The sequence below is a fragment of the Thermotoga neapolitana DSM 4359 genome, assembly GCF_000018945.1.
GTDB lineage: Bacteria > Thermotogota > Thermotogae > Thermotogales > Thermotogaceae > Thermotoga > Thermotoga neapolitana.
Genome location: NC_011978.1, coordinates 921,925 through 936,011, shown reverse-complemented (window position 1 = coordinate 936,011; position 14,087 = coordinate 921,925). Strand labels below are relative to the sequence as shown.

General features: G+C 47.8%; 15 protein-coding genes. 1 reads left to right on the top strand and 14 read right to left on the bottom strand.

The window, feature by feature from the left end:
• Positions 1 to 69 precede the first annotated feature (69 nt).
• Together CTN_RS04650 and ltaE are read right to left on the bottom strand one after the other, a co-directional pair.
• Positions 70 to 669, bottom strand: a complete 600-nt coding sequence (locus CTN_RS04650; RefSeq protein WP_015919436.1) for a coiled-coil domain-containing protein — start codon at positions 667 to 669, stop codon at positions 70 to 72.
• Positions 670 to 746: 77 nt separating this feature from the next.
• Positions 747 to 1,778, bottom strand: a complete 1,032-nt coding sequence (gene ltaE, locus CTN_RS04645; protein WP_038067327.1) for a low-specificity L-threonine aldolase — start codon at positions 1,776 to 1,778, stop codon at positions 747 to 749.
• A 93-nt stretch (positions 1,779 to 1,871) separates the two neighbouring features.
• On the opposite strand from ltaE, the gene CTN_RS04640 reads away from it, so the two are divergent.
• A complete protein-coding gene (locus CTN_RS04640) occupies positions 1,872 to 2,696 on the top strand; it encodes an aldo/keto reductase (protein ID WP_038067324.1) in 825 nt (274 codons plus the stop codon).
• Here CTN_RS04640 and CTN_RS04635 read toward each other — a convergent pair.
• Genes CTN_RS04635 through CTN_RS04580 form a run of 12 tightly spaced genes read right to left on the bottom strand, consistent with a single transcriptional unit; the run spans position 2,676 to position 14,084 of the window.
• Positions 2,676 to 3,455, bottom strand: coding sequence for an HAD-IIA family hydrolase (locus CTN_RS04635; protein ID WP_015919433.1), 780 nt, complete (start codon positions 3,453 to 3,455; stop codon positions 2,676 to 2,678). The genes CTN_RS04640 and CTN_RS04635 overlap by 21 nt on opposite strands.
• On the bottom strand, positions 3,445 to 4,173 hold the full coding sequence (rlmB, locus tag CTN_RS04630) for a 23S rRNA (guanosine(2251)-2'-O)-methyltransferase RlmB (protein ID WP_038067321.1): 729 nt from the start codon (positions 4,171 to 4,173) through the stop codon (positions 3,445 to 3,447). Before rlmB ends, CTN_RS04635 begins: the two co-directional genes overlap by 11 nt.
• On the bottom strand, positions 4,079 to 4,546 hold the full coding sequence (locus tag CTN_RS04625) for a Mini-ribonuclease 3 (RefSeq protein WP_015919431.1): 468 nt from the start codon (positions 4,544 to 4,546) through the stop codon (positions 4,079 to 4,081). Before CTN_RS04625 ends, rlmB begins: the two co-directional genes overlap by 95 nt.
• Positions 4,547 to 4,550: 4 nt before the next feature.
• The gene (locus CTN_RS04620; protein WP_038067318.1) at positions 4,551 to 5,459 is read right to left on the bottom strand and encodes a DNA double-strand break repair nuclease NurA; all 909 of its coding nucleotides are present in this window, start codon (positions 5,457 to 5,459) and stop codon (positions 4,551 to 4,553) included.
• Between the two features lie 4 nt (positions 5,460 to 5,463).
• Positions 5,464 to 6,201, bottom strand: a complete 738-nt coding sequence (locus CTN_RS04615; protein WP_015919429.1) for a ZIP family metal transporter — start codon at positions 6,199 to 6,201, stop codon at positions 5,464 to 5,466.
• A 9-nt stretch (positions 6,202 to 6,210) separates the two neighbouring features.
• Positions 6,211 to 7,047, bottom strand: a complete 837-nt coding sequence (locus tag CTN_RS04610; RefSeq protein WP_038067316.1) for a purine-nucleoside phosphorylase — start codon at positions 7,045 to 7,047, stop codon at positions 6,211 to 6,213.
• Positions 7,048 to 7,084: 37 nt separating this feature from the next.
• Positions 7,085 to 8,440 (bottom strand): replicative DNA helicase, encoded by a 1,356-nt coding sequence (gene dnaB, locus CTN_RS04605; protein WP_038067313.1) that lies wholly within the window; start codon positions 8,438 to 8,440, stop codon positions 7,085 to 7,087.
• 11 nt (positions 8,441 to 8,451) lie between these two features.
• Positions 8,452 to 11,637 carry a YjgP/YjgQ family permease gene (locus CTN_RS04600; RefSeq protein ID WP_041437619.1) on the bottom strand — a complete coding sequence of 1,062 codons (3,186 nt, stop codon included), beginning with the start codon at positions 11,635 to 11,637 and terminating at the stop codon, positions 8,452 to 8,454.
• The gene (gene phoU / locus CTN_RS04595) at positions 11,621 to 12,328 is read right to left on the bottom strand and encodes a phosphate signaling complex protein PhoU (protein WP_015919425.1); all 708 of its coding nucleotides are present in this window, start codon (positions 12,326 to 12,328) and stop codon (positions 11,621 to 11,623) included. The genes CTN_RS04600 and phoU overlap by 17 nt, the downstream gene beginning before the upstream one ends.
• A complete protein-coding gene (locus tag CTN_RS04590) occupies positions 12,325 to 13,101 on the bottom strand; it encodes an NAD(+) kinase (protein WP_015919424.1) in 777 nt (258 codons plus the stop codon). Before CTN_RS04590 ends, phoU begins: the two co-directional genes overlap by 4 nt.
• The gene (locus CTN_RS04585) at positions 13,098 to 13,394 is read right to left on the bottom strand and encodes a YggT family protein (protein WP_015919423.1); all 297 of its coding nucleotides are present in this window, start codon (positions 13,392 to 13,394) and stop codon (positions 13,098 to 13,100) included. The genes CTN_RS04590 and CTN_RS04585 overlap by 4 nt, the downstream gene beginning before the upstream one ends.
• Positions 13,395 to 14,084: a YggS family pyridoxal phosphate-dependent enzyme gene (locus CTN_RS04580; protein WP_015919422.1), complete on the bottom strand. Its 690-nt coding sequence runs from the start codon at positions 14,082 to 14,084 to the stop codon at positions 13,395 to 13,397.
• Positions 14,085 to 14,087 lie beyond the last annotated feature (3 nt).

Here is a 14,087-nt window from a genome sequence, read left to right as displayed (position 1 = left end):
TATCAACATTGAACCAAAAAAAGAAAAACGGGCCCCTTGCAGGGCCCGTCGGGCGGTGGGGAAAGAGATTCACTCCTGAACCATATCCTGAAGTACCTCGAACCCTTCGTCTGTGAGGAGGACAAAAAGCATTCTTTCAAGTCCTCTCAGTCTTCTGTACTGGTCGACTGTTATGATGTCATCCACCTTTCTTACAAAATCTCTGTAGGTGTCGCTGATCTCATCTTTCAGGTCCCACATCTGATCCTGAAGGTCTTTTGCTGTTTCTGTGTCTCTTTTCACCAGTGCGTTGTAGTACTCTTCGCGCAGTTGTGTCAGTTTCTCTTTCAGGGAATCGATCTTTTCTTTTGCCTCTTTGACGACGTTGTAGAGCTCATTCAACTGATCATCACTTAAGTTCAGCTGGTTTATCGCTTCTGCCACTCTTGTTTTGAATGCGAGTTTTAACTGTTCTTCGTCTCTGATCCTCAATCCAAGACCGTAGTTGAAGCCTCTCTCGGCTCTCATGGGGTACTCTGGTGCACCATAGCCAAAGCAGTGTTCTTCTCCGTACACCATGGGGTGTCTGTCGAATCCGGGTCCCATGGGGTATCCACCAAAACCTCTGCCCGCCGCGAAGAGTCCCATGGCCGCCACAAGAACCATCATCACCACAAGAAACTTCTTCATGCTACCACCTCCTCTTCGAAGTTTCCGGTTTCATCTTATCGCTTCGACTGTGAAAAAAGCGTGAAATTTTTTCTGTTTCAGGAGAGTTTTCTGAAGAGTTTTTCAAAAACGTTCAGAGCGTCTTCTATCTGCGATCTTGAGACGTCCTTGTGTGTCACCAGTCTGATCTCCGTGTCAGACAAGGAGGATGCCAGAACACCGTTTTCTTCGAGTTCTTTCAGAAACACGGAAGCGTTCACTCTCAGATTGTCGGTTCTCAGGATCACCATGTTGGTTTCTACATCTTCGGGATTCACCTGGTATCCAATCTCTCTCAATTTCATGGCGAGGAATCTGGCGTTCTCATGATCTTCTTTCAGACGATCGACCATCTTCGTGAGAGCAATTATTCCGGCAGCGGCAAGAACACCCGCCTGTCTCATACCACCACCGAGCATCTTTCTTGCCTTCCTTGCCCTTTTTATGAACTCGCTATCACCGACCACCACCGATCCAACAGGTGCACACAACCCTTTGGAAAGACAGAACATGACAGAATCGGCATACCTGGCGTACTCCTTCGCAGGAATTCCAGTGGCAACAGAGGCGTTGAAGATTCTTGCACCATCCACATGAACGTTTATTCCGAATTCTTTGGCTATCGAGTAGATCTCTTTCATGTTCTCAAGAGGTATCACCCTGCCACCGGAGCGGTTGTGTGTGTTTTCGATGGTGATGAGAGAGGTTCTGGGAAAGTGGACATTGTCAGGTCTTATGGCCTTTTTCACATCGTCGGGGTCCATAACACCGTTTTTCCCGGCAACTGGATGGGGCATGACACCTGAAAGAACTGCCATGGCTCCAACTTCGTACCAGAAGATGTGACTGTTTGCCTCGAGTATCACCTCATCGCCTCTTTGAGTGTGTGCCATGATGCTTACTTGATTTCCCATGGTGCCAGATGGCACGAAGAGAGCATCTTCTTTTCCGAAGATCTTCGCTGCGAGTTTTTCCAGTTCGTTAACTGTGGGATCTTCCCCGTACACATCGTCTCCCACTTCGGCCTGAGCCATCGCTTTTCTCATCTCTTCTGTGGGTTTTGTAACTGTGTCAGAACGAAGATCTATCATTTCCTCACCTCCCATCGATTTTGTTTGAATTCTATCACCGTTTCCCAGAAAATGAGTTATAATAATATCAGACTAATTCAGGGGGTGTTAAGAATGATATACAAAGAACTTGGAAGAACAGGAGAGAAAATACCCGCCCTTGGGCTTGGCACGTGGGGAATAGGTGGATTTGAAACACCAGATTACTCGAAAGACGAGGAGATGGTGGAACTTCTCAAAACGGCGATAAAGATGGGATACACGCACATAGACACCGCCGAGTATTACGGAGGAGGGCACACGGAGGAACTCATAGGAAGGGCGATCAAAGAATTCAAAAGGGAAGATCTCTTCATAGTATCGAAAGTGTGGCCAACTCATCTGAGAAGAGACGACCTTTTGAGATCCCTGGAGAACACCCTGAAACGTCTCGACACAGATTACGTGGATCTTTACCTCATTCACTGGCCAAATCCTGAAGTTCCACTCGAGGAAACTCTGTCTGCAATGGCGGAAGGAGTGAGACAGGGTCTCATCAGATACATCGGTGTTTCCAACTTCGACAGAAGGCTTCTGGAAGAGGCGATCAACAAATCGGAAGAACCCATCGTCTGTGATCAGGTCAAGTACAACATCGAAGACAGAGAACCCGAAAAAGACGGCCTTCTGGAATTCTGTCAGAAAAACGGCATAACGCTGGTTGCCTACTCACCCCTGAGAAGAACCCTCCTTTCAGAGAAGGTGAAAACTGCCCTTGAGAATGTAGCGAAGAACCACAACGCCACCGTGTTTCAGATCATGCTGGCGTGGCTTCTTGCAAAGCCAGGTGTTGTCGCAATACCAAAGGCGGGCAGAGTGGAACATCTCAGGGAGAACCTGGAGGCAACGAAGATAAACCTGACAGAGGAAGAGGTGAAACTACTGGATAGCCTCGCATAGTTCCTTCAGACTCTTGAACACAAAGTCAGGCTTTATACCGGAAGATTCCAGATCTTCCAGGGTGGTCTCTCCCGTGAGAACGAGTATGGAGACGATTCCAGCGTTTTTGCCAAGTCTTATATCGGTGTAGAGTCTGTCTCCAACCATTGCCATCTTTTCTTTTGAAACGTTGAACTTTCTCGAAATCACCTCAACCACCAGTGGGTTCGGCTTTCCCACTATGATGTCTGGTCTTCTACCGGTCGAGGCTTCTATGGCTGCCATGATGCTACCGGCATCCGGAATGGGACCTTCCTTCGATGGACAGTTCACATCCGGATGGGTGGCTATGTATTTTTTTCCCGATCTCAGCAATATACAGGCTTTCTTGAGTTTTTCATACGTGAGGGTCTTGTCGAAACCGAGGACCACAAAGTCAGGATCTTCGTCCACCACAAGGTGCCCGTATTCCTTGAAAACCCTTTGCAATTGGGGAGTTCCCAGAAGAAAGATTCTGCTTGGTCCGTACTTTCTCAACATGTACTCCGCCGTCACTTCACCCGAGGTGACCACAGAGTCGTCCGATACGTCAACACCCATCTTTCTCAGCTTTTCCACATAATCGGAAGGGCCGAGGGAGGAGTTGTTGGTGAAAAACACCGCTTTTTTCCCTTTTGCTTTAAGTGTTTCTAAGAACTCTACTGCACCGGGAAGGAGAGAATCATCGAGATAGAACGTTCCATCCATATCCAGAATGAAAAGATCTATTTCACTCAGCACGCTTCATCCTCCTCTGTCTCACCGCTTCGAAAAGGACGATTCCCACACTCACCGAAACGTTCAGAGAATCTATATCATTCTCCATGGGTATGGTCAGAACTCTGTCACACTTTTCTTTCACGAGTCTTCTGATGCCCTCTCCTTCGTTTCCGAAGACAAAAGCAGTTGGAAGTGTGAAGTCCTCTTCGTAAATGGGTGTGCCGTTCACGTCAGAGGCGTAGACCCAGACTCCCCTTTCTTTGAGTTCCTCTATTGTCCTTGCAAGGTTCGTCACGATCGCTATCTTTGCTCTGAAGACTGTTCCTGCAGAAACTTTAACCACCGTCTCTGTCACCTTCACAGATTTGTCCTTTGGAATGATGATGCCGTTCGCACCGGCTCCAACGGAGGTCCTCACGATGGCACCCAGATTGTGTGGATCCTGGATCTGATCGAGTATCACTATCAGGGGAGGCGTTTTCGATTCCAGAATCTCCTCTACAGAGGAGTACCTGTATTCCTGTATGTCGAAAACCACTCCCTGATGTTTCTTTGTCCCCGAAAGTCTCCTTAAATTCTCCTCCGATTCAAAGGAGTATCTTATGCCCCTGTCTTCGACCTGTTTTACCAGAGAAAGAAAGTAACTACCTGGATTTTTCATCTTCTGAAAGAAAACTTTCTTTATCGGAACGTTGTTTCTGAGCGCTTCCTCCAGTATCTTCCTTCCGTACACCCTCAACGTTCATCACCGCCAGAAGTTGTTGAATTCTTTGAAAATCTCTCTTCAGGAAAAGATAACCAACGAGCGCTTCGAACCCCGTGCTTTTCCTGTAAAGTGGATCGTTTCCATACCTTTTGGCGGCCTTTGAATTCATCGCCCTTTTTACAACTTCCCGTTCTTCTTCGGTCAAAAGGTTCCAGAGAGATTCTAACATCCGTGCCTGCCCATGCTTTGAGGTCCACTCTTTCACCCTCTCGTGTATAGTGGAGATTTTGTAGTTGCCGGCGAATTTCAGACGAAACACAAGCTCAAGCACAGCATCTCCTACGTAGGCAAGGACAGCAGATGGAACACGTTCGGCCTTCGTATCAAATCGGAATATACCTTCCACCCTTTCATCTCCCGGCCCTCAGATACGCAAACAGTTTTGTGTTCATGTAGTGCTTGTCTGTGAGGTAACGGGAAAGACTCTCTTCCAAAAACTGGATCGGAAGAATGTTCTCCGGAAGTCTTGGAATGGGAAGATCTGCTGTGAGACGAGGAAGAGTGGCTGCAAGGTCATCGAAGGTCTTTTTCAAGAAAGGAATCTGTGCGTCATCTTCAACGTACGCTTCCAGTCTGATCAACCCTTTCGTTCCTTCACCATCAACGAGTTTCACGTATACTCCTATCTTCTTCATGGTACCGATTCCTGCAACGAACATCTGGCTTCTCTCTCCCCTTCTGAGGGAGCGAAGTTTTTTGAAATCCTCCCTTCTCAGATCCGTTGTGTTCACGTTCTTCACAAGACCGACAGGACCTGCACCTTCTCTGAACGGCAATTCCGGAACAGCGGGTCCATCCTTTACAACGAGAGTGCCACTCTGAAGGTGCTTTCTGACCTCCTGAATTTCCAGTTCCCTAAGATGGGAGTCCACCGATTCCATTGCTTCTCTTCCACCTTTTACTATCTTGAAAACGCTCCCTTCCACCTCAACGTATCCTTCTTCCGGAAAGTTCTGGGAAAACCCCAGCACCTTTTCCACAACCGGTGGAGATTGTGGTGAGAAAAGGGGAAACGTTCCCCTATCTTTTTCCCACACAACAGCACCTACACAGAGCTCAGCGAACACTCCTCTGAAGCCTTCGTCGGTTTCTATCCATACGAAACTTCTTCGTTTTCCATCCACGAAGATGATGCGCTCCAAAACTGTTCCGGCTTCTCGGCTGTCTTCTTCAAGAAAGTTCGATTTCTCCGAAAAACTCTGATCCCTTCTGTGCTCTTCGATCTCGTTCTGTACACTCTCCACCCTTTCGATACGCACACTCTCACCCCAGCGCCACATCGAGGGACGCCATGACGATAAAGCCTACCATGATCCACCAGGTGGAAAGAAGTTCGTTCCCTTTGGAATGTGTCTCCGGGATCACCTCATCGCTCACGACGTATATCATCGCTCCGGCAGCGAAGGCCATCATGTAAGGAAGCAACCTTTGTGAAATCGAGACGATACCTGCTCCAAGGAGTCCACCGACTGCCTCCACAAGACCCGTAAGGAAGGTGATGAGAAAGGCTTTGCCCTTTCTGTACTTCATGGGGATCAGAGATGCCATAACTGCGGCTCCTTCCGGAATGTTTTGCACACCGATTGCGATGGCTATGGACAGAGCCTGCGGGGTGAAGGCAGAGACCCCAACTGCCATTCCCTCGGGAAAGTTGTGTATCGTTATGGCGATCACGAAGAGCCAGATGCCCTTCAGTCTTTTCACGTCTGGTCCTTCATGACCCTTCAAAAGATGCTCGTGTGGAATGAGTTTGTCTGCGAGGTTGACGAACAATCCCCCGAGAGCAAAGCCCACTATGAACCTGATGATTCCTCCCATCTCGAGAGCGGGAGCAACCAGACTGAAAGCGCTGGCTGCTATCATGACACCCGCAGCGAAACCCAGAAACGAATCGATCGTCTTGTCACTCGTGTGGTGTGGTTTCAAAAAAAGGAATGGCAACGCACCAAGAGAGGTTGCCATTCCCGCTATAGAACTGTAGAGTATTCCCTTCAGAATCATTTTTTCACCTCAGAGTTTTCTGACAACCTCGAATATGATCTGGGCGATCTTTCTTCCCGTCTTCTCTGCAACCTCAAGAACCTCTTCGGCGGTTAAGGGCTTGAGATCCTCGGGAACTGCCCTGTCCGTGATGGCAGAGATCCCGAGCACTCTGATCTGCCCGTGCCTTGCAACGATAACCTCGGGAACGGTGGACATACCCACGGCATCCGCACCGAGCCTTCTGAGCATTCTGAGCTCCGCTGGAGTTTCAAAGCACGGACCAGTCACCGCCACGTAAACTCCCTGATAAACCGGTATTCCCAGCTCTTTTGCACTGCTGTAAGCAAGATTTATCAGTTCTTTGTCGTAGGGTTCTGACATGTCTGGAAACCTGGGTCCCCACTCGTCCACGTTGGGACCTATCAGCGGATTGTCTCCCATGAAGTTTATGTGATCGGTTATTATCATCGGCCTTCCCACTTCGAAATCGGGGTTCAAACCACCAGCGGCGTTGGTAACGATCAAAATCTCCACCCCGAGAAGTTGCATCACCCTGATGGGGAAGGTGACTTCTTTCATCGAGTATCCCTCGTAGTAGTGGAACCTGCCATTCATCAGCATGACGTTCTTTCCAGAGAGTTTTCCGAAGATCAACTCTCCCTTGTGACCCGGTGCTGTGGAGATGGGAAAACCGGGTATTTCACTGTAAGGGATCTTTTTCGAAGCACCTTCCTTTTCCACCTCATCCGCTATCACCGACAGTCCAGAACCCAGTATTATGGCTATCTCAGGCGATTCATCGATCTGTCCTCTCAGATATTCAACGGCCTTCTCCACTCTTTCCTTGTAGGCTTTTATGTCCACTTCGAACACCTCCCCGGTCTTTTTCAAGAAAATTCTATCACGAATGCACCACATCTACTTCGTGGAACGTCACCGTCCTCGGATCGAAGATGAGCGTGATCGTTCCAACGGGTCCGTTTCTCTGCTTTCCTATGATGATCTCCGCTTCGTGAGGCTCATGGAGTTTGCTTCCTTCCTTGTCTTTTTTGCTCTTATAGTACTCGTCTCTGTATATGAAGATGACCGTGTCGGCATCCTGTTCGATCGCTCCAGATTCCCTCAGGTCACTGAGTCTTGGCCTCTTGTCCTCTCTTTGCTCCACCGCCCTGGAAAGCTGAGATAAAGCCACTACAACGATATCCAGCTCTCTTGCAAGGAGTTTCAAAGATCTGGAGATCTCCGATATTTCCTGCTGTCTGCTTTCTTTTCTTCCCTTGAGATGCATGAGCTGAAGATAGTCAACGAAAATGACCTTTACATCGTACTCCTTTTTCATTCTTCTTGCCTTCGCTCTCAGTGTTCTCGGATCCAGAAGGGTTTCATCGTCGACTATTATTGGAGCTTTGTACAGTTTGGAGGCGGCTATCGTGAGTCTTTCCCACTGTTCCTGATCGAGATGTCCCGTCCTTATACTGTACAGATCCACACCGGACTCCATACTGAGGAGTCGCTGAGCCAGCTGTTCCTTGGACATCTCAAGACTGAAAATTCCAACTGGTATTTCGAAACTGACAGCCATGTTCCTGGCTATGGAGAGCGCAAAGGATGTTTTTCCCATGGATGGCCTTGCGGCAATGATCACCAGGTCGGAGTTGTGAAAACCCGTGGTCTGCTTGTCCAAACTTTTGAAGCCCGTTGGAAGTCCCGTCACGAGGACACCGGGTTCTATGACGTTTGCCCTTTCTCTGAAATTTTCCAGGTTTTCAAAGACACGATGCATGATTCCTCTCAGGTGGTCATATGATTTAGTTGTTTTCATTTCGGAGATTTCAAATATCATCTTTTCGGCGTTGTCAAGAAGAACATCCACGTCTTCTTCCATGTAGGCACTTTCGGAGATTTTTCTTGAAACCTCGATGAGTTGTCTCAGAATGGACTTTTCTCTGACGATTTCTGCGTAATGAACGGCGTGAGCAGAACTTGGAACCGCCTCTGCCAGACGGGCAACTTCCTCGTCCCCGCCGATTTCCTCAAGTTTTCCCATGCTCTGAAGTTTGTCACACACAGAAATAACATCCACCGGCTTTCCTTCGTCGTAGAGCTCTTCCATCGCCCTGAATATGTACTGGTGTTTCTTCAGATAGAAGTCTTCGTGACTCAGTATCTCCAGTACATCGTTTATGACGGATGGATCTATCAGTATGCTTCCAAGAACGGCAATCTCTGCTTCCAGGTTGTGCGGAGGTACTCGCATCCTATCACCTCTCAAAAGACGTTCACACCCAGACCTTCCTCCGAGTCGAAACCGATACCACTGTTTGGAAAGTCCCTTATGTAGAAGAACACCGAGAAGTTTTCCAGAGAAAAGTCCCTACCGAAAGAGGCAGATACCCTTGCCCCGAGACAGTGGAGTGCCTTCTCAACAGACACGCTGAAAGACCTGACGCTCCAGTTTTCAAGAGAGATCGACAGATCGAAAGTGGGATCTCCATTTTTCATCCCGTAAGAAAGATCCAGATCCTCGCCATCGAAATCCAGTTTTATGGAATGTACGATCTCTTCCCTTTTGAAGTTCCCACGTATCCAGAATCTTTCCAGTTTAAAAGGATCGACCTTCACCTTAGAATACGCCGTTATCCTTGGATCCTCCATGAATAGAAAATCCCTTCCGTATATCCTCATCTGGTCTTCGATGTATTCGATGTTCGCCTTGTCGTAAAAGTAAGTGAAGTAGAGTTTGTTCAGCAACGATCCAGCCCTCTGTTGAAATTCCCATCTGGTGTAACTCTTTTTCAAATCGTCCAGAACGAAACGGGTGGTGGTGTTGATTGTATGAGTCAGATTTCCCGTTTTGAAGGAGAAAGAAGTCTTCAGGTATGGATCGGAGAACTCTTCTTCGATGAAATCGTACGTTGTCTCAAGCGAGGAGTGAAAACCTCCGTAAGAAAAGATCGCCTTCAGGTCCACTTCGTTTCTGGATTCATTCTGTGAGAACTTTCTCAGGTTTTCCCCGCGAACCACGTAGAGTTTGTAGTAACTCTCAAAGGAAAAAGGGTCAAGAGGTACTTTCAGTGTTGTTGTGAAGAAATTCCCAACGCGGTATCCACTTTCTTCGGACCTGTAGATGCCAGCGTATATTTTATCATCCAGTGTTATAAGTTTCCCGAGGGAGAGGTTCTGGAAATCCCAGACAGAGTCCACTTTGAGAAAGCTCACTTCTTCATCGAAGATCCTGTTTTCGAAGAGATACTTTCCGGTGGTGTTGACGTTCACAGTCTGAAGAAGAAAAAACGGGACCGATCGGAATGAAAGGTTCACCGTTCCGGAGGTTTCGCTGCCTTCACCTTCCACACGGGTTTCATGGGTGAAACTGCTCACAGATAGAGTTCCCTGACTCAATTTGAAGGAAGCCCTCTTCAGAGTTACGCGTGGAATGATGTAGGTGCCATCCGATGATTTTTCCAGCACGATGTTCAGATTTCCGTTCATCACTTTTTCTTTCCGCTCGAACCGATACGTTCTTTTGTAACCCTCATCCTGGGAAAAGAGAATCACGTTTTTCTCGTCGAAAAGTTTAACCAGAGCCTCACGAGAGTCCGGTGATTCTTCGTAGTTGACGTTGACCGTCCAGTTTCCCAGTTTGTGGTTCCATTCGAACTCCTTCCAGTTTCCCTCCCCAAGCACGCTCTTTACAGAAAAGAACACAAGACCCTGTGCGTAGGAAACGTTGTACGAGGTCTTCAAATAGGGATTCTGCCCGTATCCAATTTCCACAGAAAAGGGCTGCGGTTTGTCGGAGAGAGAGGTGAAGAACACGGGCTGGTAGAATATCGGTATCTCTAGAAGATAAAAAACCACGTTTTTGGCCAGAAGGTAGTCGTTTTCCCTTATCTCCATGTACGTGGCCTTCAGTTTGTAGTGAGGGGGAATCTCCGAACAGGTGGTGATGTAGCCAAAGTCCACAGTCGTTTTTGAACCCTCGACGGTGATTTCCTCCCCTGACAGGTAGATCTTTTTCTTCTCCCCTTCTATCTCAACGATGGTACTTCCCCTCACGTGGAAAAGAAGGTTCCTTTCACCCTCTGGATAGAAGATCAAGCGGTCGCTTTCCAGAATCGTGTCTTTCTTTCTGTAGACCACTTCTCCAATGGCCTCGAGATATTCTACTCTGTCTTCTTTGTTGAGATGAACAACAGTCTTGCTGGCCTGTATGGTCGCGTCTTTGTAGGTGATCTCCACATTTCCCAGAAAAAGCATCTTGTCTGTGAGTCTTTCCATTTGATCGGACACGATGTTTACCTGAGAGGAGAAAAGGGAAGTGCCGAGGATGAAGATCAAGAGGAGAAAAATCCTGGTGAGGAACTCCCGAATCCTGTAGGCAACGGCAGTGTCAAGGAGTACGAAAAGAAGACCACCCATAACAGAAAACACGATGTTTGGGATCCACGGTGCAAAACCAGGATCCAGAAGGTTTTCTTTCCCCATAGCACTGAGCCAGGCTCCGCTTCCCTGGTACAGAACAACAAGAACAAAAGTGAATATCACACCCCAGGATTTGCTTCTGAGTTGAAAGAGCAGAGAGAGTGGCACTCCAACGAGAACTATCACGATGGGAGTGAGAGAATTTGCGTATCTGCTCTGAAGTTCCACTATCCATGGAGAGGGCTTTATGCCGACCTTTCTGAAGAACTCTATTTTCTCTTTGAGCTCTTTTCCAGTCATTTCCCTCGGTGTCTTTCCCACGCGAAGGAGGTTTTCTATATCCTCGGTTATGTCGAGTTCCATCTCGGAGAAATGAACGTCCAGTTTCAAAAAACCATCTTTATCCACCGTGTAATACCTTCCATCGAAGAGATACCATCTTTCCTCTCTTTTCTGCACCCTTTTTGCGGTAACGATCTTCTCTTCGCTTCCATACTTGAAGATCACGACGTTCCATAGGGTGTTCGTCTTTTCATCGTACTTTTCAACGTAGAAGTACTGGTCCTCCCCGATTTTCGAGATCACGTTTTCCACAACGAAGACTTCCGGCTTTTTAAGGACGTACTTCGACATGGCTTCCTCTGCCCTGGACTGGTACACCGGAACCACCTGATCGTTGAGAAAGAACACGATCACCGACAGAAGAACGCTCAGAAAAAGAAAAGGAACGATCAGGTTTTTCTGAGAGATACCGTGAACCTGGATGGCCATGAGTTCTCTGTCTTCAGAAAGCTTTGAGAAGGTCCAGAAGATGGAAAGCAGCACACCCACGGGAACGCCCATTGCGACGAAATAGGGCAGATAGTAATAGAGAAGTAGAAAAAGTTTTCCAATGCCGACTCTGTGCCTTACTATCAGGTCTGAGAGTTGATAGAGGATCTCGATGCTGACAAAGATGATGAATCCACCAAGTCCAATCAGGAAAGGCACTGCAGAAAGTTTCAGAAGGTACTTAGTCAATATTTTCAAACAACACCCCTCCGGCTTTCTTGAAGAGAAGGAGCTCATCGTGGTAGCACTTGTACGGTTCTCCCTGAACCATGTATACGGAGACCCCCACGATGTTCGTTGCGTAATCCGCGATGATCTCTATATGACCGGCTATCTCAAGTAAGAGTAGAGCCCTTTTCACGTACTTTGGAGATTCCATCATGTAGAGAAGCAGTTCTTCCCTGACCTTCTCGTACAGATCGTCCACCTTGGAATCCATTCTGCAGACCTCGAAGGATTTCTCCACGTTCACATCTGCGAACATCCTCAGAGCAAACTTCAGCATCTCTGAGGTCTGGTTTGCCATATTGGGTATGTCCTCCAGTGGTTTCAACGGAGGCTCTTCCATGAGTTCGAGGACGTTTTTGGCTATATCGTGGCACTTGTCGGCGATGTTTTCTATGAGTTCTGCAACTCTTATACCGGCTGTGACGGTCAGGAGGGGTTTCCCGATGGGAGAAAAGAGCCCCAGGATTTCCATGGCTTTTTCCTGGATCTCCACTTCCATCTGGTCAACGACCTCTTCGTCAGCGATCACTTCTTTTGCCAGTGATTCGTTTCTTTCAACGAGAGCAGATATCGAGTTGCGGAACATCTTCTCTATGAACCATCCTGCCTTCAAGACACCCTTTTTGAACTCCTCGACCCTGTCACTCAACAACCTGTTCACTCGATGCGCCTCCCGTAACCCAGCTTCTCTCTTATAACCGCCACATAGTCGTACTTGATCGGTCTGAGAATTTTGACGTACTTTTCAGCCTTCTGAACGATCACTCTCCTGGTCTTGCCCACCATCGTTCCGTCTATCAACAGGTTGATCTCTCTCTGACATTCTACTGTGACCTTGAAACTGGAGGGTATCACCACGCTCCTTGTCAGAAAAAACTGCGGTGCAATGGGAGAGATCTCCAGAACTTCACATTCAGGGAATATTATTGGTCCACCGATGGAGAGTGAGTACGCTGTAGAGCCCGTTGGAGAAGCGACAACCACTCCGTCGGCGAAGAACCACATGGAAGAATGATGCTCGACATTGACCTCTATTTCCACCATCTTTCCACTCAGGTCTCTCTCCAGGGTGGCGTCGTTCAGCGCCAGGTGCGAACCGATGTCACTCTCCACACGTATGAACCATCTCAACTCCTCCCGAAAGTTCCCCTTCCTCAGATCCTCCAGGAATTGATCCACCTCTTCGAGGGTGTAAGATGTGAGGAATCCCAATCTTCCTGCTTTGAATCCCACCAGAGGTGTTCCGTCGGCGGCTTTCCTTGCTGCCCTGAGCATCGTGCCATCTCCACCGACCACCACTATCAGGTCGGCATCAACGACATTTGAAGCACTTGCCTCGTGGAAGCTTACCACCTCGTGCTCTCTTGAGAGCTTTTCTTTCAACAACACTCCTTCCTTTTCTTTCTCCTCTCTGTACAGAATCGCTATCTTCATGAGAGCCTCACCGCCAGATCGAAGAGAGTTTCAACGAGAAACTCGTCCAGAAAAAGAAGAGCGAATATGGCTATCATGGGTGAGATGTCGATCGATCCTATAGGAGGCAGAAAACGCCTTATGGGGTTCAAAACAAGAGAAGAAAGAGAATCGAAAAACCTCCTCACGGGATGGTAATAGTAAGGCATGACCCAGCTGAAGATCACCGAAATCACGATTGAAACGATCTCTATGTAGATGAAACTCCTCAGAGTCACAGCGATCGCTCTCAACAGGTTTCCTATCACGAACATTCACTTCCCTCCCTCGAATATGGCGCTTCCTATTCTAACCATGGTTGCACCTTCTTCTATTGCAACCTCGAAATCGTTGCTCATTCCCATGGAAAGCTCCTTCAGTTTTATGTTTCCACTGAATCTCTGCGACAGTTCATCTCTCAGTTTTCTGAGTTCTCTGAACCCCCATCTCACCTCTTCGGGATCTTCAACGTACGGTGCCATGGTCATAAACCCAAGGACTTCTACGTGATCAAACCTCTGGCAGATTTTCAGGAACTCTTCGACACTCTCAACGGACAGGCCGGCCTTCGATTCCTCACCGAAGACGTTCACCTCGATCAGTATCTTTTGAATCTTGTTGATCTTTGTTGCCCTCTTTTCAATCTCTTCGAGTTCTTCCACTCTCCAGACGGAGTGTATGAGTTCACACCTTGGCACGATGTATTTCACCTTGTTCGTTTGAATTCTCCCGATGAAATGCCAGATGATGGGTTTTCCTTTGAAATACTCACTCTTTTTGATGAGATCCTGTGCTCTGTTTTCACCAAACTCTCGAATCCCAAGGAGAAAAAGTTCTTCCATCTCCTGAACGTTGGCGTATTTCGAAGCGACAACGAGTTTCACTTCTGAAGGGTCTCTACCCGAACGAAGGGCAGCGTTTTCTATTCGCTCCATGACTTTCTCCAGGTTTTCTTTCAACCCCATACG

Coding starts and splice junctions, on each gene's coding strand:
- CTN_RS04650 (WP_015919436.1), bottom strand. CDS start 669: ATGAAGAAGTTTCTTGTGGTGATGATGGTTCTTGTGGCGGCCATGGGA.
- ltaE (WP_038067327.1), bottom strand. CDS start 1,778: ATGATAGATCTTCGTTCTGACACAGTTACAAAACCCACAGAAGAGATG.
- CTN_RS04640 (WP_038067324.1), top strand. CDS start 1,872: ATGATATACAAAGAACTTGGAAGAACAGGAGAGAAAATACCCGCCCTT.
- CTN_RS04615 (WP_015919429.1), bottom strand. CDS start 6,201: ATGATTCTGAAGGGAATACTCTACAGTTCTATAGCGGGAATGGCAACC.
- dnaB (WP_038067313.1), bottom strand. CDS start 8,440: ATGCGAGTACCTCCGCACAACCTGGAAGCAGAGATTGCCGTTCTTGGA.
- CTN_RS04590 (WP_015919424.1), bottom strand. CDS start 13,101: ATGAAGATAGCGATTCTGTACAGAGAGGAGAAAGAAAAGGAAGGAGTG.
- CTN_RS04585 (WP_015919423.1), bottom strand. CDS start 13,394: ATGTTCGTGATAGGAAACCTGTTGAGAGCGATCGCTGTGACTCTGAGG.
- CTN_RS04580 (WP_015919422.1), bottom strand. CDS start 14,084: ATGGGGTTGAAAGAAAACCTGGAGAAAGTCATGGAGCGAATAGAAAAC.